The 20,102-nt window shown below is 69.3% G+C and carries 14 protein-coding genes and 1 tRNA gene; 3 read left to right on the top strand and 12 right to left on the bottom strand.

Annotated elements, in window-relative coordinates; genetic code table 11:
* Positions 1-130 precede the first annotated feature (130 nt).
* The gene (locus ABL844_RS25315) at positions 131-988 is read right to left on the bottom strand and encodes a putative selenate ABC transporter substrate-binding protein (RefSeq protein WP_418129434.1); all 858 of its coding nucleotides are present in this window, start codon (positions 986-988) and stop codon (positions 131-133) included.
* A 74-nt stretch (positions 989-1,062) separates the two neighbouring features.
* Here ABL844_RS25315 and selD point away from each other — a divergent pair, with 74 nt between their 5' ends.
* On the top strand, positions 1,063-2,130 hold the full coding sequence (selD, locus tag ABL844_RS25310; RefSeq protein WP_418129432.1) for a selenide, water dikinase SelD: 1,068 nt from the start codon (positions 1,063-1,065) through the stop codon (positions 2,128-2,130).
* An 84-nt stretch (positions 2,131-2,214) separates the two neighbouring features.
* Here the strand turns inward: selD and ABL844_RS25305 are convergent.
* The 11 genes from ABL844_RS25305 to ABL844_RS25255 form a co-directional block, all read right to left on the bottom strand.
* A tRNA-Sec gene (locus ABL844_RS25305) sits at positions 2,215-2,307 on the bottom strand.
* A 17-nt stretch (positions 2,308-2,324) separates the two neighbouring features.
* Positions 2,325-4,232 carry a selenocysteine-specific translation elongation factor gene (selB, locus tag ABL844_RS25300; protein WP_418129430.1) on the bottom strand — a complete coding sequence of 636 codons (1,908 nt, stop codon included), beginning with the start codon at positions 4,230-4,232 and terminating at the stop codon, positions 2,325-2,327.
* A gap of 13 nt (positions 4,233-4,245) precedes the next feature.
* Positions 4,246-5,436: a ferritin-like domain-containing protein gene (locus ABL844_RS25295; RefSeq protein ID WP_418129428.1), complete on the bottom strand. Its 1,191-nt coding sequence runs from the start codon at positions 5,434-5,436 to the stop codon at positions 4,246-4,248.
* Positions 5,402-6,262 (bottom strand): phosphate/phosphite/phosphonate ABC transporter substrate-binding protein, encoded by an 861-nt coding sequence (locus ABL844_RS25290; protein ID WP_418129426.1) that lies wholly within the window; start codon positions 6,260-6,262, stop codon positions 5,402-5,404. The genes ABL844_RS25295 and ABL844_RS25290 overlap by 35 nt, the downstream gene beginning before the upstream one ends.
* 16 nt (positions 6,263-6,278) lie before the next feature.
* Positions 6,279-7,394: an acyl-CoA dehydrogenase family protein gene (locus tag ABL844_RS25285; protein ID WP_418129424.1), complete on the bottom strand. Its 1,116-nt coding sequence runs from the start codon at positions 7,392-7,394 to the stop codon at positions 6,279-6,281.
* Positions 7,395-7,428: 34 nt separating this feature from the next.
* The gene (selA, locus tag ABL844_RS25280; RefSeq protein ID WP_418129422.1) at positions 7,429-8,877 is read right to left on the bottom strand and encodes an L-seryl-tRNA(Sec) selenium transferase; all 1,449 of its coding nucleotides are present in this window, start codon (positions 8,875-8,877) and stop codon (positions 7,429-7,431) included.
* A 115-nt stretch (positions 8,878-8,992) separates the two neighbouring features.
* Positions 8,993-10,000, bottom strand: coding sequence for a formate dehydrogenase accessory protein FdhE (gene fdhE / locus ABL844_RS25275; RefSeq protein ID WP_418129421.1), 1,008 nt, complete (start codon positions 9,998-10,000; stop codon positions 8,993-8,995).
* A 10-nt stretch (positions 10,001-10,010) separates the two neighbouring features.
* Positions 10,011-10,634, bottom strand: coding sequence for a formate dehydrogenase subunit gamma (locus tag ABL844_RS25270; protein WP_184640978.1), 624 nt, complete (start codon positions 10,632-10,634; stop codon positions 10,011-10,013).
* Positions 10,635-10,647: 13 nt separating this feature from the next.
* Positions 10,648-11,616 (bottom strand): formate dehydrogenase subunit beta, encoded by a 969-nt coding sequence (fdxH, locus tag ABL844_RS25265; protein WP_418129420.1) that lies wholly within the window; start codon positions 11,614-11,616, stop codon positions 10,648-10,650.
* A 185-nt stretch (positions 11,617-11,801) separates the two neighbouring features.
* Positions 11,802-14,879 carry a formate dehydrogenase-N subunit alpha gene (gene fdnG / locus ABL844_RS25260; RefSeq protein WP_418129419.1) on the bottom strand — a complete coding sequence of 1,026 codons (3,078 nt, stop codon included), beginning with the start codon at positions 14,877-14,879 and terminating at the stop codon, positions 11,802-11,804.
* Between the two features lie 95 nt (positions 14,880-14,974).
* Positions 14,975-15,280: a hypothetical protein gene (locus ABL844_RS25255; RefSeq protein WP_418129418.1), complete on the bottom strand. Its 306-nt coding sequence runs from the start codon at positions 15,278-15,280 to the stop codon at positions 14,975-14,977.
* Between the two features lie 201 nt (positions 15,281-15,481).
* Between ABL844_RS25255 and ABL844_RS25250 the strand changes: the two genes are divergently transcribed.
* Together ABL844_RS25250 and ABL844_RS25245 are read left to right on the top strand one after the other, a co-directional pair.
* A complete protein-coding gene (locus ABL844_RS25250; RefSeq protein ID WP_418129417.1) occupies positions 15,482-17,998 on the top strand; it encodes an ABC transporter permease in 2,517 nt (838 codons plus the stop codon).
* Between the two features lie 86 nt (positions 17,999-18,084).
* A complete protein-coding gene (locus ABL844_RS25245; protein ID WP_418129416.1) occupies positions 18,085-20,064 on the top strand; it encodes an AAA family ATPase in 1,980 nt (659 codons plus the stop codon).
* Positions 20,065-20,102: the final 38 nt, after the last annotated feature.

Here is a 20,102-nt window from a genome sequence, read left to right as displayed (position 1 = left end):
GCTGTTCCCTCACCCCAGCCCTCTCCCGCACGCGGGAGAGGGAGCGTCAGCAGTGCGAATCCCGGCTGTTGGCTCCCTCTCCCGCTTGCGGGAGAGGGTTGGGGTGAGGGTTCCCTCGCCGCCCGGCGAATCACTTGATCAGACCCGCCGACTTCCCTGCCGTCTCGATCCCGTCGTAGTTCGACGACTTGGTCGGGATGAACTTGCTCGCGCGCTGCAGCGCCATGATTTCCTTGTGCGCCGGGTTGGCTGGGTCGAGCTTGAGGAAGGCGTCGGTCAGCTTCTTCGTGACCGCGGGGTCGAGGCCGGGGCGCACCGTCCAGTTGTAGTCGTAGTAGGTCGGCGTGGTGGCCAGCACGCGCACCTTGGCGGCGTTGGGGTTCTTTGCCTCCACCAGCTTGTCCCACACCGACGCGTTGAGCACGCCGGCCTCGGCGCGCGAGGCGGCCACGAAGGCCACGGTGGCGTCGTGCGCGCCCGAGAACGCGACGGTCTTGAAGTCCTTCTCGGGGTTGATGCCAGCCTGCAGCAGGAAGTAGCGCGGCATCAGGCTGCCCGAGGTGGAGGAGGGCGCGCCGAAGGCAAAAGTCTTGCCTTTCAGGTCGGCCAGCGTCTTCGCCGTGCTGTCCACTGGCACGATGAACTTGCTGGTGAACACCTCGTCCTCCGCGCGCTGCACGATGGGCACCGCACCGCCGTTGGTGCGGATGCGCGCCTGCACGAAGGTGAATCCGCCGAGCCAGGCCAGGTCGATCTTGTTGGTGGCCAGGCCCTCGACCACGGCGGCGTAGTCGGTCACGGGCGTGAACTGCACGTCCATGCCGGTTTCCTTCTTCAGATAGTCGCCCAGCGGCGTGAACTTGCGCTGCAGCTCGGTGGGCGCCTCGTCGGGAATGGCCGAGACGCGCAGCACGCCCTGCGCGAAGGCGCCGAAGCTTGCGACGGAAACGGTCAGGGCAAGGGCCAGTCGGGTGAGTGTCTTTTTCATGGATGCGCCTCGGAGGCTTGCGGTTTTGGAAAGGACGGGATTGTAGAAAGCGGCCCCGATTCGATAATCGCGCCATGAACCCGACTCTCATGAACCCGCTCGCGCCTTTGCGCCTCACGAGTTTTTCGCATGGCGGCGGCTGCGGCTGCAAGATCGCGCCCGGCGTGCTGTCGCAGATTCTCAAGAACCAGGCTGGCGGGCTGATCCCGCCGGAGCTCATGGTGGGCATCGAGACCGCCGACGACGCGGCCGTCTACAGGCTCAACGACCAGCAGGCGCTGATCGCGACCACCGACTTCTTCATGCCCATCGTGGACGACCCCTACGAGTTCGGCCGCATCGCCGCGACCAACGCGATCAGCGACGTGTACGCCATGGGCGGGCGCCCGATCATGGCGCTGGCGCTGGTGGCCATGCCGATCAACCAGCTGCCGGTGGAAGTCATCGCCGAGATCGTGCGCGGTGGGCAGGACGTGTGCCGCGCGGCCGGCATCCCGATCGCGGGCGGCCACACCATCGATTCGGTCGAGCCGATCTACGGCCTCGTCGCCATGGGCCTGGTGCACCCCGAGCGCGTGCGCCGCAACGCCGACGCGAAGGCCGGCGACGTGCTCGTGCTGGGCAAGCCGCTGGGCGTGGGCGTGCTCTCCGCCGCGCTCAAGAAGGAACAGCTCTCCGAGACCGGCTACCGCCAGCTCATCGAAAGCACGACCAAGCTCAACACGCCCGGCATCGCGCTTTCGGCGCTCGACGGCGTGCACGCGCTGACCGACGTCACCGGTTTCGGCCTGGCCGGCCACACGCTCGAACTGGCGCGCGGCGCGAAGCTCAGGGCCGTCGTCGAATGGTCGAAGGTGCCGCTGCTGGAGAACGTGCTGGCCATGGCCGCCGAAGGCTTCGTCACCGGCGCGTCGGGCCGCAACTGGGCCGGCTACGGCGCCGAGGTGAGCCTCGCGCCCGGACTGCACGCCACCACGCAGAACCTGCTGAGCGATCCGCAGACCTCGGGCGGCCTGCTCGTGAGCTGCGCGCCCGATGCGGTCGATGCGGTGCTGAAGATCTTCCGTGACGAGGGTTTCGCGCGCGCGGCCGTCATCGGCCGTGTGGAAGCCGGCGAGCCCTCGCTGCACGTGGTGCCCTGAAGAGGCGGTTCTACGCCGGCTCGTCGAGTCAGCAGTCGCTGTCGCAAGCTCGGATCGCGCAGCAGGCGAATGCCCGCTCGACGGCGGAAGGGGGAAGGAGTCGAACCTTCCCGGCGACGACTGGCGCCACCAACCGGGTTTGAAGCCCGGCCGCCCCACCAGGGACGATCCCCTCCCATGATCTGCTTCGTCGTTCAAGGCTTCGCCCCGAACAGCGACGTATCCGGCCGCAGCAGGTGCGTGTCCTTCACGCGCCGCGTGTAACCCACACGATCGAAAAACTCCAGCAGCTGGATCGCACGCTTGCGCCCCAGCCCGGTCGCGTCCCTGAAGCTCGCGGCCTCCAGGCCTGCGGGCCCGTCGAGGCAATCGCGCGCGATCGCCGCAAGGCGCTCCACGGTCGCCAGTGGATAGTACAGGTCCTTCACCACCTGGAAGGTCTCGCCGCGGCGCGCGAGGCTCGCGAGCGTCTGCCGCACCATCGCCTCGCTCGCCGCGCAGTCCTTCGCCAGGTCGCGCACCCACGGCGGATCGAAGCCGCCGTCGGCCAGCCTGGGCAGCAGCTTCTGCGCGAGCTTCTGCTCGGCTTCGTTGAGGCGTGCGGCATGGTCCGGCAGATGCAGCCATGTGCCGCTGCGCACCAGCGTGCCGCGCGCGACCAGCTCGTCGAGCGCATGGCGCCAGAGCGCGTCGTCGGTGCGCGGCCCGGCCAGGCGCTTGAGGCGGCGGGCGTCGGGGCCGACTTCGTCGGGCGCCGTGCGATGGAAATCCGCGAGACGCTCGGCGATCTGTTCTTCGAGCGCCCCCAGGTGCGACCGAGCGATCGCCGTATGGCCGATGCGCACCGCGTCGGCAGGCAGTGGCAGCGCTTCTTCGTCGGCCAGCGAGAGCGCACGCACCACCTGCGCGGTGTCGATGCCCATCGGCGCGTTGTGCAGCAACGCGGTCACGCGGGCAGCGCGGTCGTCGATGGCCCAGGCTGCCAGCGTCCGCAGCCGCTCGGGCGTGCGGCGATAGCGCACCGGCGCGAACGGATCGAGCACGTGCGCGCCCGCCACCGTGCGCGTGGCCGAGGCATCGCGCAGCACGCCGCGGTCGCCGTGCCATGCGCCTACGGGTTCGCGCAGCACCAACTGGGCCAGCGCGGTCTCGCCGGGCGCGAGCGCGTCGCGGTCGAGCAGCGCGACCGATGCCATCACGTCGCTCGCGCCCAGGTGCGCATGCACCGTCGCACCCGAGCGCAGCGGCTTCGCCTCGTCGGGCCACAGCGTGAGCAGCACGTCGATGCGCGCCGAAGCGAGCGCGACGGACTGCGCGCAGATCCACTCGCCGCGATGCACCTCGTCCTTGCCGATGCCGGCCAGTGCGAGCGCGCAGCGCTGCCCGGCATGCGCCGATTCGGCCTGCTGGTTCTGCGCATGGATGCCGCGCACGCGCACCATGCGGCTGCCCGGCGCGATGCGCAACTCGTCGCCGATGCGCACCGTGCCGCTGAAGACCGTGCCGGTGACGACGGTGCCCACGCCCGAGAGGCTGAACGACCGGTCCACCGCGAGCCGGAAGGCCAGGCCGTCCTCACGCGCGCGCTCCTGCCGCGCCACGTCGAGCAGCCGCTCGCGCAGCGCATCGATGCCTTCGCCCGTCGTCGCAGATACCGCCAGCATCGGGGCACCGGCCAGCGGCGTGGGCGCTAGCAGGGCAGCGATGCCGGCCCGCACCTCCGCGAGCCGCGCCTCGCGCACGCCGGCATCGATGCGGTCGATCTTGGTGATGGCCACCGTCGCCGAGCGAACGCCGAGCAGCGCCACCACCGCGAAATGCTCGCGCGTCTGCGGCATCACGCCGTCGTCGGCCGCCACCACCAGCAGTGCGTGGTCGATGCCGGTCGCGCCGGCCAGCATGGTGTGCAGCAGGCGCTCGTGGCCCGGCACGTCGACGAAGCCCAGCGACACGCCGTCGGGCGCGTGCAGGTACGCGTAGCCGAGTTCGATGGAAATGCCGCGCCGCTTCTCCTCGGGCAGGCGGTCGGTGTCCACGCCTGTGAGCGCGCGCACCAGCGTGGTCTTGCCGTGGTCGATGTGGCCTGCAGTGCCGATGATCATCGTGGGTGTGCCGTCACATGAAGTTGCGGGTGTGCAGCTCGGCGAGGCGCTGCGCCTCGTCGTGCCCGAAGCCCAGCCGCGAGAGCCGCGCCCGGCGCCCGGCCGCCATGTCGCGCTGCAGCTGCTGCACGGCCGCGTGCCCGCGCGCGACGGCTGCGGGCGAGAGTTCGCCCGCAGCCAGCAGCACCAGCGCGTCGAACACTTCCTCGTTGAGGCCCGCCGTGCCGGCCAGCGTGTCGTAGCGCAGCTCGATGGCGTTGCGCAGCCGCACTTGGTAGTCGGGCTGCACCGAGAGCCGGTATTCCAGGTGCGCCATGCCGAAGGCGACGTGGCGCGCCTCGTCGCGTGCCGCGAGCCGCGCGATCTGCCGCGTCACCGGGTCGGGCGCGTGCGCGTGCAAAAAGTTGAGCAGGTTCACGAAGCTGCCTTCGCCGAGCACGGCCAGCAGGAAGGTGGCAATGGAGAAATCGGGCGCGTCGAACAGCGTGCGCAGCGAAGCCTGCCCGCCCGCGGTCGAGAGCGCGGGCCGGTGGCCGCGCAGCGTGGCGCGCCGGGCGAAGACTTCGACATGCCGCGCCTCGTCGGCGCACTGCAGCGCCAGCAACTGCAGCACCTCGCGGAAATGCGGGTGGATCTGCCCCAGGTGGCGCGCCGGCACCAGCAGCGCGGCGTTCTCGTTCTCGATGAGGTACGTCATCACCTGCACGACTGCAGCCTCGACGGCGTCCGGCAGCTCGAATGGCGCGTCCCAGTCGATGGCGGTGGCCGGGTCCCACTGGGCTGCGGCCGCCTGCCGGTAGAGCTCGCCGGCCGTCGCGGCCCAGAGCTCGTCGCGGCGGTGCAGAGCGAAGAAGAAGGGCGGGCTGCCGGCCTCCACTGTGGCGCCGCGCGCGGACAGGCCCCAGCCGGAAGCGGCGTCTTCGGCGGGTGCATCGTCGGCGCTGCCGGTCGATTGCGCGCCGAGCCAGCGGCCCTCGGCATGCGGGCCGCGTGTGACCACTGCATCTTCTGCATCGAAGCGCAGCGCATGCCCCTGGCTCCGGCACCAGGCCTCCAGGTGCATGCGCCAGTCCGACGAGCGTCCGCGCACGCGCAGCTCGCCGCGCACCGGCCGTTCGGCCAGTGCGCGGCGGATGAGCAGCAGGGCGCCCTGGTCGAGGCCCAGCGACTCAATATCGATAGTCGGGATTGGTGATGCGGCCATCGCCGTCGTAGAAACCTTCGTCGTCCACCGCGCGTTCGAGCAGCGCATAGCCGCTGGTGCGGCCGGTGCGCCATTCGCGCAGTCCTTCGAGCTCGAGCAGCGGACGCACCTGCGGGTCGTCCCAGCGCATCGCCATCAAGAGCGAGACGAAGCGGTCGACCAGCGCGGCCGGCGCGCCGGGGCTGGTGGTGAAGTTGCAGTGGTCGTAGGCGCCGGTGCGCGCCACCACGCGCGTGCCGCCCGCAGGCAGCGTGCCGTCGAGGCCGAAGGCCAGGTGGTTGCCGTCGATCAGGCAGCAGGCGTCGATCTCGCCCGCCATCAGCGCCAGTGCCGCGTCGCGCTCGCCGCCGATGTGATCGCCGTGCTTGCCGCCGAGCACGTCGAAGTAGCGAGCCTCGAAGTCGCGCTGCTTCACCAGGCCTTCGCTGCGCAGGTGGTCGAGCGGGATCAGCGTGGCCTGCGGCGAATCGAGCGCGCCGAGGCCGACGGTCTTGCCGCGCAGGTCTGTCAGCGACTGCACGGGGCTGTCGGCGCGCACGACGATGGCCGAGCGAAGGTCGCAGTCGGTGTCGCGCATGGCCACGGCCTGCACCTTCAGGCCCCGGCTGCGCGCGATGCGCTCGGCGCGCACCCAGGCCAGCGGCGAGTTCCATGCGAGGTGCAGCGTGCCGTCGAACTGCGCCTCGACCTGGCTTTCGTAGTTCGAATACAGCACGTAGTCGAAGGCCAGGCCGTTCTTCGCGAAGAAGGCCTTGAAGCCTTCCCAGATGGTGACGACCTTGGGCGCGTAGGCCACGGCGCCCATGATCAGCGTGGGTTCGGGCATGGAGTCGATCCTTTCCTCAGAACAGCGGCAGGCCGGTGATGGCCTTGCCGATGAAGTCGTAGAGCACGTCGGAGGTCGGTGCCATCACGCTCGATGCGCGGGCGTCGCGGAAGAGGCGCTCGATGCCCGCCTCCTTGCGGAAGGCCGCGCCGCCGCACACGCGCATCGCGATGTCGGTGACTTCGAGCGCTGTCTCGGCCGCGGCTGCCTTCACCTCGAGCACGCGCAGCATGGTGTCGGCACGGCCCGCGCCGACGGCGGCGATGGTGTCGTCCAGCAGTGCCTGCGCCATGTCGGCCTTGATGCGCGCCTTCGCCAGGTAGGCGCGGATGGTGGGCAGGTCGGCCAGCGACGAATCGAGGTGCACGTGCCGCGTCTGGCTCACGTGGCCGATGGCGGCCTGCAGCGCGCCTTCCATCAGCCCGGTCGAGCAGGCGGCGCTGAGCACCGAGAACCACGGCAGCACCACGCCCATCATGGCGTCGAAGCCCTTGCCGTCCTCGCCGAGCCTGGCGCTCGCGGGAATGCGCACGTTGCTCGCTGTGATCGGCGTGGAGGCGTTGCCGCGCAGGCCCAGCCCGTCGAAGCGGCCGGGCTGGCCCAGGCCGTCGGACTTGGCATCGACCAGCCACAGCGTGCTGGCGCCTTCGGCGGCGAGCGGCTTGCTCGACCACACGTAGCTGTCGGCCTCGAAGGCGGATGTGACCCAGCTCTTGCGCGCATCGAGCACCACGTTGCCGCCGTCCGCGCGCGCGGTGCCGGTGGGCGCCCAGAAATGGCTGCGCGAATCGGCCTCGGAAAAGGCCAGCGTGCTCAGGTGCGTGCCCTTGGCGACCGCGCGGCGCGTTTCCTCGGGGCCGAACTGTTCGAGCACGGCCGAGGCGCAGTAGTGCATGCACACGATCATCGCGGTGGAGGGGCAGGTCTGCGCGATGCGCGAGACCACCTGCGCGGCCTCCTTCAGGCCCAGGCCCTGGCCGCCGACCGACGCGGCCGAGACCAGCCCGAGCAGGCCGGCCTCGCCCAGCGCCGAGATCGTCTCTCGTGGAAAGCGTCCCTCGGCGTCGGTGCGCTGGGCCAGGGGCTTCAGCGTTTGCGTTTCGATACCGGCGAGCACGTCGAGGGGGTTCATCGCTTTCTCCAGGGAGGCGGTTGAGGGAATCGATCTACAGGAGGCGCTCGCGCAGGGTGGCGAGCTGGTCCGTGAACGGGGCGCTGTCTTCCAGGCAGCGCAGGTCGAGCAGCAGCCGGTCTTCGGCGACGCGGCCGATCACCGGCAGCGGCAGGCCGCGCAGCGCGGTGGCGAGGGCATCGAGCGCGGTGCCGATGCCCTTCTTCGAGGTGCCGGCCGGCGCGATCGCAAGGCCCGCCGAAGGCAGCCGCTCGACCGGCAGCGAGCCGGAGCCGATCTGCCCGAGCAGCGGCACCACTTCGACCGTGAAGCGCGGCGACACGGCCGCCTGCACCGGCTCGCACAGCGCCTGGGCCATCTCCCGGATCGCATCGGCGGGGCGGGTGAGCAGCCGCAGCGTCGGCAGGTCCTGCGCGAGGCGCTCGGGCCGCAGGTAGAGCGACAGCGTGGCTTCGAGCGCCGCCAGCGGCAGCTTGCTCATGCGCAGCGCGCGCTTCATCGGGAACTTGCGGATGCGGCCGACGGCCTCCTTGCTCCCCACGATGAGGCCGGCCTGCGGGCCGCCCAGCAGCTTGTCGCCCGAGAAGGTGACCACGTCGCAGCCGGCGGCGAGCATCTCCTGCGGCAGCGGCTCTCGTGGCAGCCCGTAGCGCGCGAGGTCGATGAGCGAGCCGCTGCCCAGGTCGGTCGCCAGAGGAACGCCGCGCGCGTGCGCGATGCCGGCGAGCGTGGCCTCGTCGACGGCCGAGGTGAAGCCCTGCACCGCGTAGTTGCTGGTGTGCACCTTCATCACGAGGGCAGTGCGTTCGTTGATGGCGCGCTCGTAGTCCTGCGGATGCGTGCGGTTGGTTGTGCCGACCTCGACCATGCGCGCGCCGGCGCTGGCCATCACGTCGGGCATGCGGAAGGCGCCGCCGATCTCCACCAGCTCGCCGCGCGAGACGATCACCTCGCGCTCGCGCGCCAGCGCGGCGATGGTCAGCAGCACGGCGGCCGCGTTGTTGTTGACCACCGTGGCGGCCTCGGCGCCGGTGATGGTGCACAGCAGCTCTTCGACCAGCGAGTCGCGGTCGCCGCGGCTGCCGGTGGCGAGGTCGTACTCGAGGTTGTTGGGCGATGTCATCACCGCGAGCAGCCGCTGCAGCGCCGCGTCGGCCAGCAATGCGCGGCCCAGGTTGGTGTGGATGACTGTGCCCGTGAGGTTCAGCACCGCCTTCATGCGCGGCGCGAGGCGCGACTGGATGCGCGCGGCGAGCGCGCCGCCCAGTGCATCAGGCTGCACCTCCGCAGCGGCGAGCTTGCCCGCGACGGCTTTCGCGCGCAGGCCATCGAGCAGCGCACGCGCCTCTTTCACCACGAGCGTATGGCCATGCTCGGCCAGCAAGGCGCCCGGCACGGCGAGGCGCAGCAATTGATCGACAGAAGGCAGATCCTGGGGCCTTGCCGTCGAGCCGTGGACCACGGACTCTTCGGGCATCGCCATCAGCCGCCTCCGCCGTCGTCGGGGGGCCGGCGCGCCCGGCCGCCCGAAGCGGCCGGCCTGCCCCCGGTAGGGGGTTGGCGGACCGACACGAAGTGCGGGAAGCCTGGGGGGGAGGTCATGTTTCGGGCTCGCCGAAAAGGAGCATCAGGTTGTGGCCGCTGCGCTGGTGGCCGGCTTCCGACACGAGCAGATCCAGCGTGACGCTCGCCAGGTCGTCGGCGACAGGCTCGACCTCGGGGTCTTTTTCCATCACGACCTGCTTGAGGTAGTGGCCGCAGCTGTCGCAGCACTCGGCCTTCACCGCGCCCTCGCGCGCGCCGGTGGCGGGCACTTCCACGCCGGGCTGCGGCGACAGCGACTCGAAATGGATGCCCTTGGTGCTCTCGCAATGCGTGCACTTGATGCGCACGTAGTGCCACTCTGTGCCGCACAGCGAGCAGTGCAGGTAGCGGAAGCCTGCCTCGTCGGCGCCGATGCGTGTGATGCTCGCGGTGGGCGCGCTGCCGCAGCAGGGGCATTCGTTGCCGGGGTCGGTGCGGCCGTAGATGTTCTCGCCCGCGCTCTCGGCCACCTGCAGCACCAGATGCGTCCAGTAGGCCTGCAGCCCGGCGGCGATCAGCGGGGCGGCCGCGAGGTCGAGGCCGAACATGATGCGGCGCGAAAGCCGGTCGGCCTGCGCGTCGATCCATGCGTCGTCGGCGGCCGCGACGCGGTCGAGCGTGTCGCGTGCGGAGCCTTCGGGCAGCCTGGCGCGAAAGAGGGCGAGCAGCCGGCGCAATTCCTTCAGCCACACCGCATCGCGCGTCCAGCCGAAGGCAGGCATCGGCGGCTTGAGCACCTTGGCGGCGGCTTCGAGCGCTTCGGCCTCGGGCAGCCCGACCGGCGCGTAGTCCTGCAGCACCTGGTGCTGCGCCTGCGCGAGGTCGGCGATGAAGATCAGGTACTCGCGCATCGGATGCGAGGCGGCGAGCTGGCGCAGGCGAAGCTGCCGGTCGGAGAAGGCGAGGGCGCGCACCGGCAGGCGCAGGAACGGCATCTGCCGTCCGGCCTGCATCGCGATCTGCTCGGGCTCGAGGACGCGGGTGGTCCGGATCGGCGGTGGGCTGCCGGTGGAACTCGTCATCGGCGCAGTATCACTCACCTCGCGTCATTTTGCGATGCCAGAGCGGATGGTTGAGTTTTGCCCAGCCTTCGGTGACCGTACCTCGCGTCATTGCCCGCAGCGTGCCCTTGACCCAGATGGCGGCGTAGATGTGCGTGATGACCGAGAGGATCAGCACCACGGCCGAGGCCGCGTGCACCACCACTGCGATGCGCCGCACGAGGATCGGGAAGAAGCCGACGAACCACGGGCTCCAGAACATGAAGCCCGTCACCAGCAACAGCAGCAGGCTGATGCCGAAGGCCCAGAACACCAGTTTCTGGCCGGCGTTGTACTTGCCCACGGCCGGCATGCCCGACTTGTCTCCCTTGAGCATCTTCGGCGCGTTGGCGAGCCAGTCGCGATCGCTGCGGTCGAGCATGTTCTCTCGCCACATCGTGAAGAACAGGAACACGAAGCCCAGCACCATCAGCAGGCCCATGAAGGGATGCAGGATGCGCGTCCATGGCCCGCCGCCGAAGAGAGCGCTCAAAAAGAAGAGGCTCGGGTGGAAGAAGGCCAGGCCCGAGAGCGCCGCCGCGAAGAACATGATCGCGACGAACCAGTGGTTCATGCGCGTGGCGTCGCGGTAGCGGCGAAGGTAGTAGCGTGTCATCGCGTTCTTCTCCTCATGCGCGGGGCGTGGTGGGCGGCGCCGAAGAAGCCGGGGCCGGCGGCTCCTCGATCACCACCACGTCGTCGGGCCTGCCGTCGCGGTCGGCGTCGGGGTGGTCTTCCTTGGGCTCGATGGGGCCGGTCTTCATGTAGTGGAAGAAGCTGCCCACCACGGCGCCGATCATGGCGACCATGGCGAGCGGCTTTGCCACGCCCTTCCACAGCGACACCAGCGGGCTGATGTGCGGGTCCTTCGGCAGGTCGGCGTAGAGCTGCGGCCGGTCGGCGTGCTGCAGCACGTACATCACGTGCGTGCCGCCCACGCCCGCCGGGTCGTACACGCCGGCGTTGGCGAAACCGCGCTCCTTCAGGTCGACGATGCGCTCCGAGGCGTACTCGTGCATGTCTTCCTTGGTGCCGAAGTGCAGCGCGCCGGTGGGGCAAGCCTTCACGCAGGCCGGCTCCAGGCCCACGCCCACGCGGTCGGAGCACAGCGAGCACTTGTAGGCCTTGTTGTCGGCCTTGCTGATGCGCGGCACGTCGAAGGGGCAGCCGGTGACGCAGTTGCCGCAGCCCACGCAATGCTCGCTGATGAAGTCGACGATGCCGTTGGCGTACTTGACGATCGCACCTGGCGCCGGGCACGACTTCAGGCAGCCCGGGTCGTCGCAGTGCATGCAGCCGTCCTTGCGGATCAGCCATTCGAGCTTGCCGGCCTCGGGCTCCACCTCGGAGAACTTCATCACCGTCCAGGAGGCGGGCGTGAGGTCGACCGGGTTGTCGTAAGTGCCATGCGTGGTGCCGACCTCGTCGCGCAGGTCGTTCCACTGCATGCACGCGACCTGACAGGCCTTGCAGCCGATGCAGGCCGACACGTCGATCAGCTTCGCGACCGGCTGCACCTGCGGGCGGTGACGGATCTCCGGCGACGGCGTGGTCGTGGCCGAGCGGGCGGCGATGTCGAGGGTCTGGAGGGAGGACATCTCAGCGGCTCCGGGCTTTTTCTTGTTCCCTCTCCCCTTGCGGGGAGAGGGCTAGGGTGAGGGAGGCGGCCTTGCAGGCGTCGTCGGCGATTCCATCGCTGTAGGCCCTCACCCCAACCCTCTCCCGCAAGCGGGAGAGGGAGCAGGCCCGGGCGCTGTGGTCGTGCATGGTGCTGTGCTTCATGTCACGCCTTCTCGATGTTCACCGTGAACGACTTGTACTCCGGCGTCTGCGTGTTCGCGTCGCCCACGAACGGCGTCAGCGTGTTCACCAGATACCCCGGCTTGGCGATACCCACGAAGCCCCAGTGATTCGGCAGGCCCACGGTATGGACCGTGCGCCCGTCCACCTGCAGCCCCACGATGCGCTTGGTGACCACTGCCACGGCCTTGATGTAGCCGCGCTTGCTCGACACCTTGACCATGTCGCCGTGGCCGATGCCCTTCTCCTTCGCGAGCTCTTCGCCGATCTCGACGAACTGCTGCGGCTGGATGATGGCCGAGGTGCGCACGTTCTTGGTCCAGTAGTGGAAGTGCTCGGTGAGGCGGTAGCTGGTCGCCACGTACGGGAAGTCCTTCGGCACCCCGAGCCTTTCCAGGTCGCCCTTGAAGATGCGCGCCGCGGGGTTGGCGCGCGCCTTCTCGTTGTTCGGGTGCATCAGGTTGTTCACCAGCGGCGACTCGAAGGGCTCGTAGTGCTCGGGCAGCGGCCCCTCGGCCATGCCGGTGGGGGCGAACAGACGCGCCACACCCTCGGCGGTCATGATGAAGGGGCGCACCGCCTCCGCATCGGTCGGGTTCGCGTCGGGGCGGATGTCGGGCACGTCGGCGCCTGTCCATTGCTTGCCGTTCCACGAGACCAGGCCGCGCTTCGCGATCCACGGCTTGCCGGTGGCCGGGTCTGTCGAGGCACCGTTGTAGAGAATGCGCCGGTTCGCGGGCCAGGCCCATGCCCAGTTCTGCACCATGCCGATGCCGTACGGGTCGGCGTTGTCGCGCCGCGCCATCTGGTTGCCGGCCTGCGTCCATGCGCCTGCGTAGATCCAGCAGCCGCTGGCGGTGCTGCCGTCGTCGCGCAGCAGTCCGAAGCCCGAGAGCTGCTCGCCGGCCTTGGCCAGCGGCGGCTTGGTCGGGTCCTTCGGGTCGGTCAGGTCGACGAGCGCGCGGCCGTTGTATTCCATCGCCAGTTCCTGCGCGGAGGGCGAGTGCGGAATCTTGTACGGCCAGGTGAGCTTGACGATCGGGTCTGGGAAGGCGCCGCCGTCCTTCGCGTAGGCCGCGCGGATGCGGTTGAAGATGCCCGCCACGATCTCGATGTCGCCCTTGGCCTCGCCCGGCGGCTCCGCGCCCTTCCAGTGCCACTGCAGCCAGCGGCTGGAGTTGGTGAGCGAGCCGTCCTCCTCCGCGAAGCAGGTGGACGGCAGGCGGAACACCGTGGTCTGGATGTCGGCGGTCTTGACGTCGTTGAACTCGCCGAAGTTGCGCCAGAACTCGCTGGTCTCGGTCTGCAGCGGATCGATGGTGACCAGGAACTTGAGCTTGGAGAGCCCGTCGACGATCTTCTTCTTGTCGGGGATCGAGCCCACCGGGTTGAAGCCCTGGCAGATGTAGCCGTTGAGCTTGCCCTGGTTCATGAGCTCGAAGGCCTGCAGCACATCGTAGAGCCTGTCGATCTTGGGCAGGTAGTGGAAGGCCCAGTCGTTCTCCGCCGTGGCCGCGTCGCCCCACCACGACTTCTGCATGCTGACGAAGAACTTCGGATAGTTCTGCCAGTAGCTCATCTGGTTGGGCCGCAGCGGCTTGAGCGCGCGGGTCTTGTAGTAGTCCTCCAGCGTCTGCTCGTTGTCACGCGCCAGCGACATGTAGCCGGTCAGCGAGTTCGACAGCAGCCCCAGGTCGGTCAGGCCCTGGATGTTGCTGTGGCCGCGCAGCGCGTTCATGCCGCCGCCGGGCACGCCGATGTTGCCCAGCAGCAGCTGCACGATGGCGCCGGTGCGGATCATCTGCGAGCCCTGGCTGTGCTGCGTCCAGCCCAGCGCGTACATGATGGTCATGGTGCGCTGGGAGGTGCTGGTGCTCGCGATGTACTCGCACACCTTCAGGAACTTGTCCTGCGGCGTGCCGGTGATGCGGCTCACCATCTCGGGCGTGTAGCGCGCGTAGTGCCGCTTCATCACCTGCAGCACGCAGTTCGGGTCCTGCATGCTCATGTCGACCCTGGCCATGCCCTGCTCGTCGAGCGCGTAGCCCCACGACTTGGGGTCGTAGTTGCGCTTCTCGGGGTTGTAGCCGCTGAACAGGCCGTCCTCGAACTTGTAGTCGGGGCCGACGATGAAGGTCGCGTTGGTGTAGTTGCGGACGTACTCGGTCTGGATCTTGTCGTTGGTCAGCAGGAAGTTGATGACCCCGCCGAGGAAGGCGATGTCCGACCCCGCGCGGATCGGCGCGTAGTAGTCGGCCATGGCGGCCGAGCGCGTGAAGCGCGGGTCGACCACCACCAGGCGGGCCTTGTTCTGTTTCTTGGCTTCGATGACCCACTTGAAGCCGCACGGATGCGCCTCCGCGGCATTGCCGCCCATGATCAGCACGACATCCGCGTTCTGGATGTCCTGCCAGTGGTTGGTCATCGCGCCTCTGCCGAACGTCGGGGCCAGACTGGCCACCGTGGGTCCGTGTCAGACGCGTGCCTGGTTGTCGAACACCAGCATTCCGGTCGAGCGGAATGCCTTGTGCGTGATGTATCCGGTTTCGTTGGACGAGGCCGAGGCGCAGAGCATGCCGGAGCTGGTCCAGCGGTTCACGGTCTTGCCGTCGGCGTTGGTGGTCTGGAAGTTGGCGTCGCGGTCGGCCTTCAGCAGCCTGGCGATCCGGTCGAGCGCCTCGTCCCAGCCGATGCGCTTCCATTCCGTGGCGCCGGGTTCGCGCACCTCGGGGTACTTCAGGCGCATGGGGCTGTGCACGAAGTCGAGCAGGCCGGCGCCCTTGGGGCACAGCGTGCCGCGGTTGACGGGGTGATCGGCATCGCCCTCGATGTGGAGGATGTCGGACACCACGTTCTTCGCCTTGTCGCCCAGGCTGTACATGATGAGCCCGCAGCCCACCGAGCAGTACGGGCAGGTGTTGCGCGTCTCGGTGGTGCGCGCGAGCTTGAAGTTCCGGGCCTCGGCCAGCGCGGCGGTCGGCGAGAAGCCGAGCGCGACGATGCTGGAGCCGACCAGCCCCGCGCTGCTCACGCGAAAGAATTGCCGGCGGTTCATGTCCATGACGGAACCCCCTGCGGCGGTGAAGTGATGGAGTTTTTCATCGTGGTCTTCTTTTCTTCTGGCGGGTAACTCGAATTCGAATGAATCTGGCGGCGCTACTTGGGCGCCGTGCCGTCGCCTCCGCTGGGCGCGGGCGCCGCGCCGCCGGAGGTGCCGCTGGCGCCGCCCGGGCCGCTCATGCCGCCCACGGCCGCGCCGCCTTCGGACGGGCCTTGATGGGATGCGGAGGATTCGACCTTGTCACCGGAGGCGGCCGGGGTGACGCCCGTGGGGCTTGCTCCGGTGGCGCCAGCGGTGGCGGAGGCCTTCGGCGCGGGAGGCTTGGGATCGCATGCACTCGCCATCAGGCCGGCGGCAAGGCACAGGCCGATGATCTGCAGGCGCTGCTGACATCGTGGCATCGACACTCCTTGTGGGAAGGACGGGTCCGACAACGGGCTGTTTTTATGGCCTCGTTTTTCGCTTGCCGGTGTGCCCGGTTTGCGACAAACGGGATACGTTTAACGCATCATGCGACAGCATCATGTCCGGATCAAGGCCCGCAGGCGCGCAATAACCCTCGAATCCCGCCGTGAGGCCGGGCGTCGGCTATCGTTCGCGCCATGAACGCCTCCCTCCGCCTGGGTTGGCGCACGCTCTGGCGCGACCTGCGCGCTGGCGAGCTGCGCCTGTTGATCGTCGCCGTGCTGCTGGCCGTGGCCGCGCTGACGGCCGTCGGCTTCTTCGCCGACCGATTGCAGGGCGGCCTCAAGCGCGACGCGCGCCAGCTCCTGGGCGGCGACGCGGTGATCGTCAGCGACAACCCCACGCCCGAGGCCTTCATGGCGCAGGCGAAGTCGCTGGGGCTGGCGGGCACTTCCACCTACGGCTTCCCGACCATGGCCCGCGCCGAGGACGCGCAGGGCGGCGCCAGCAAGCTGGTGGCGCTGAAGGCCGTGACGGCCGGCTATCCGCTGCGAGGCAGCCTGCAGACCTCCACCATCATCGATGGCGCAGGCGCCGCCACGCGCGACATCCCGCCGCCGGGCGAGACCTGGGTCGACGCCTCGCTGCTCGACTCGCTGGGCCTGAAGGTCGGCGACACGCTGCTGCTGGGCGACACCGGCCTGCGCGTGGGCCGTGTCATCACGCTGGAGCCCGATCGCGGCGCCGGCTTCATGAGCTTCTCGCCGCGCGTGATGCTCAACCAGGCCGACGTGGCTCGCACCGGGCTCGTGCAGCCGGCCAGCCGCGTGGGCTATCGCTACGCAGTGGCGGGCAGCGACGCGGCGGTCAAGCGCTTTACCGACTGGGCCGATGCCACCATCAAGAAGGGCGACCTGCGCGGCGTGCGGCTCGACTCCTTCGAGAGCGGCCGGCCCGAGATGCGCCAGACGCTCGACCGCGCCGAGAAATTCCTGAGCCTGGTCGCGCTGCTCGCGGCGCTGCTGTCGGCGGTGGCGGTGGCGCTGGCCGCGCGCGGCTTCGCGGCCAGCCACCTCGACGACTGTGCGATGCTGCGCGTGCTCGGCCAGAGCCAGCGCACCATCGCCATCGCCTATGCCTTCGAGTTCGCGGTGATCGGCATCGTGGCCAGCGCGCTGGGCGTGGCCATCGGCTTCGCGGTGCACTACGTGTTCGTGCTGCTGCTGGCCGGGCTGGTCGAGACCGCGCTGCCGGCGGCCACGCTGTGGCCCGTGGCCTTCGGCCTGGGCATGGGGCTCACGCTGCTCTTCGCCTTCGGTCTGCCTCCCGTGCTGCAGCTGGCGCGCGTGCCGCCGCTGCGCGTGATCCGGCGCGACGTGGGTGGCCTCAAGCCCGCGTCGCTCGCGGTGCTGGGTGTGGGCGTGGCGGGCTTCGCGGCGCTGCTGATGGCGGCGAGCAGCGACATCAAGCTGGGGCTGATCGCAGTGGGCGGCTTCGCGGGCGCGGTGGCGGTGTTCGCGCTTTTGAGCTGGCTCGCGGTGAAGGTGCTGCGCCGCAGCGTCAACGAGGCCACCGCGCCGCGCTGGCTGGTGCTGGCCACGCGGCAGATCTCGGCGCGGCCGGCCTATGCGGTGGTGCAGGTCAGCGCGCTCTCGGTGGGGCTGCTTGCGCTGGTGCTGCTGGTGCTGCTGCGCACCGACCTCGTGGCGAGCTGGCGCCAGGCCACGCCGCCCGACGCGCCGAACCGCTTCGTCATCAACGTCATGCCCGACCAGAGCGAGGCCTTCCAGAAGTCGCTGCGCGACGCGGGCGTGAGCAAGTTCGACTGGTACCCCATGATCCGTGGCCGGCTCGTGGCCGTCAACGACAAGCCGGTCTCGCCCGACGACTACACCGAGGACCGCGCCAAGCGCCTGGTGGACCGCGAGTTCAACCTCAGCAACAGCCTGGAGGCGCCCCCGCACAACAGCATCACCGCCGGCAAGTGGACGCCCGGCGCGGCCGGCGAGGTGAGCGTGGAAGAGGGCCTGGCCGAGACGCTGGGCCTGAAGATGGGCGACGTGCTGCGCTTCGACATCGGTGGCATGCAGAATGACGCGCGCATCACCTCGCTGCGCAAGGTCGACTGGGGTTCGATGCACGCCAACTTCTTCGTGATGTACACGGTGGCCTCGCTGGCCGACGTGCCCACCACCTACATGGGCGCCTTCCGCGCGCCCGAGACGCGCGGCTTCGACAACGCGCTGGTGCGCAGCTATCCGAACGTGACCAACGTCGACATGAGCGCCACCATCAACCAGGTGCAGCGCGTGCTCGACCAGGTGATCCGCGCGGTCGAGTTCCTGTTCGGCTTCACGCTCGCGGCCGGTCTCGTGGTGCTGTTCGCCGCGGTGACGGCCACGCGCGAGGAGCGAGCGCGCGAGTTCGCGGTGATGCGCGCGGTGGGCGCACGCGCCAGCCTGCTGCGGCAGGTGCAGCGCGCCGAACTCGCGGGCGTGGGCCTGCTCGCGGGCTTCCTCGCGAGCATCGTGGCCGCGCTGATCGGCTGGGGGCTTGCGCGCTACGTGTTCGAGTTCACCTGGACCGCCTCGCCGCTGGTGCCGGTCGCCGGCGCGCTGGCGGGCGCGGTGCTGGCGCTGGGCGCGGGGTGGTGGGGCCTGCGCGAAGTGCTGCGCCGGCCGGTGGTCGATACATTGCGCCGCGCTGCCGAGTAATTTTTCTTTTCTTCGAGGCAAGACGGGGCCGGGGATGCAATACATTCCCCGGCCCCGTATCCATTTCAGAAGAGAGAAATTCCCGCATGCGCCTGGCGTCTTTCCAGATCACCAACTTTCGCTCGATCAACGACAGCGGCCTCATCGACTCCACGCAGATCACGGCGATCCTCGGCCGGAATGACAGCGGCAAATCGAACCTGCTGCGCGCGCTGCACAGCCTGAACCCGGCGGAAGGCGTCGCCGAACTCAGCCCCATCAAGGACTTCCCGCGCCATCGCCGCCTGGAAGAGTGCACGGGCGACACGCCGGTCGTGTTCACGCGCTGGAGCCTCGACGAGAGCGAACAGGCCGAACTGGCCGCGATCCTGCCGCGCGCGGCCGGCGTGCGCCACGTCACTGCGAGCCGCGGCTATGCCGCCGCGCGCTCGGCCGGGTTCGAAGGACTCGGTGTCCTGTCGCTCGACGTGAGCGACACCAAGGCCAAGGTCCGCAAGATCGTGCCGGCCGTCAAGGCGGTGGCGGAGAAGGTTGCCGATGAAGCCGCGAAGGCCGCGCTCGAGCAAGAAGCCGACGTCTTCGACGCCGCGATGATCATGAGTCCCGACTACATCAAGTGGTCGGCGGGTGCCATCAAGGCGGCCCAGGCCCTGCGCAAGGCGCTGGCCGTGGCCGGCGCCGAGCTCAGCGACAAGCAGGACCAGATGCTCGCCGAGCTGGAGGAAACCGCGCTTTCCATCGCCAACGACGCGCCCGCGCTGGAGCGCGCGCAGGAATGGGTGATCGGCAAGCTGCCGCGCTTCGTCTACGTCGACGAGTACCCGGCGCTGCCCGGCCGCCAGAACATCGCCGAATTTCTGGGGCGCGAAGGCTGGGGCCAGCTCACGCCCGAGCAGCAGAGCTTCGGCAGGCTGTGCAAGGCCGCGGGGCTCGACCTGCGGCAGCTGCAGGCCCTGCTCGAGAAGAACGACCAGGCCACGCGCAACCAGCTCGTCAACCGCGCCGGCTCGGTGGTCACGGCCGAGATCCGCCGCCTCTGGAAAGACCGCGCGCTGAAGGTGCGCTTCAATCTCGACGGCCAGTACCTCGACACGCTGGTGTCCGACCCCAACGCCGCCTACGAGGTCGAAGTGAACCTGGAAGAGCGCAGCCGCGGCTTCCAGTGGTTCTTCTCCTTCTACGTCGCCTTCTTCGCCGACACCCAGGGCGGCCAGGCCGAAGACGCCGTGCTGCTGCTGGACGAACCCGGCCTGCACCTGCACGCCCATTCGCAGGCCGACCTGCTGGCGCACCTGGAAAAGGACTTCGCCGGCAACCAGGTGATCTACACCACGCACTCGCCCTTCATGGTGCCCACGCACCGGCTCGACGCGGTGCGTACGGCGAGCCTGGACGAAACCGCGGGTACGACTGTCAGCAACACCGCGCAGGGGGATGAGCGCACGCTGTTCCCGTTGAAGGCGGCGCTGGCGTTCGCGCGGATGGCCAGTGAGCCGGTGAAGCAGGAGGCTGCGAAGCCTGTGGCTGCGACGCAGGAATCGGTGAAGCCGGCGCCCGCAAAGCAGAACGCTTCGGAGGGCGCGAAGCCTGCGAAGTCGGCAAAGTCCGCTGAGGCAGTCAAGCCCGAGCCTGCGAAGCCAGAACCTGCGAAGCCCGTCGTCGCGGAAAGCGCCAAGCCAGTGGAAGCTGCACCTGTTGCAGTGGCCGCACCTGCAGTCTTGCCTGCACCCGCGATGCCTGAGCCGGCGAAGGTTGCCGCTCCTGCAAAGATCGAGGCAGTCAAGACCGAGGTTGCGAAGCCCGTCGTCGTGGAAAGCGTCAAACCGGCAGAAGCAGCGCCTGTTGCAGTCGCCGCGCCGGTCGTCCCGCCTGCGGAAGTGCCGGCACCAGTGACGGCTGAACCGGCGAAGCCGGTGGCCGGTGAGAGCATCAAGTCTGCCGAGCCTGTGGCCGAGACCCCGGTCGCCGTGGCTGCCGTGCCCGCCGAGGCACCGGTGATGCAACGCGTCGAAGAGCAGACGGCCGTTGTGAGCCCTCAAGCAGAGCAGCCGGCAGAAGTCGCCTGACGGACGGCGCTCTCAGCGCCTGCTTGAACTCATGCGGC

It is taken from the genome of Variovorax sp. 278MFTsu5.1 (assembly GCF_048305045.1).
In the GTDB taxonomy this organism is placed as follows: domain Bacteria; phylum Pseudomonadota; class Gammaproteobacteria; order Burkholderiales; family Burkholderiaceae_C; genus Variovorax; species Variovorax guangxiensis.
The sequence above is the reverse complement of the archived record's forward strand: the minus strand, read 5'-3'. Positions and strand labels throughout refer to the sequence as shown.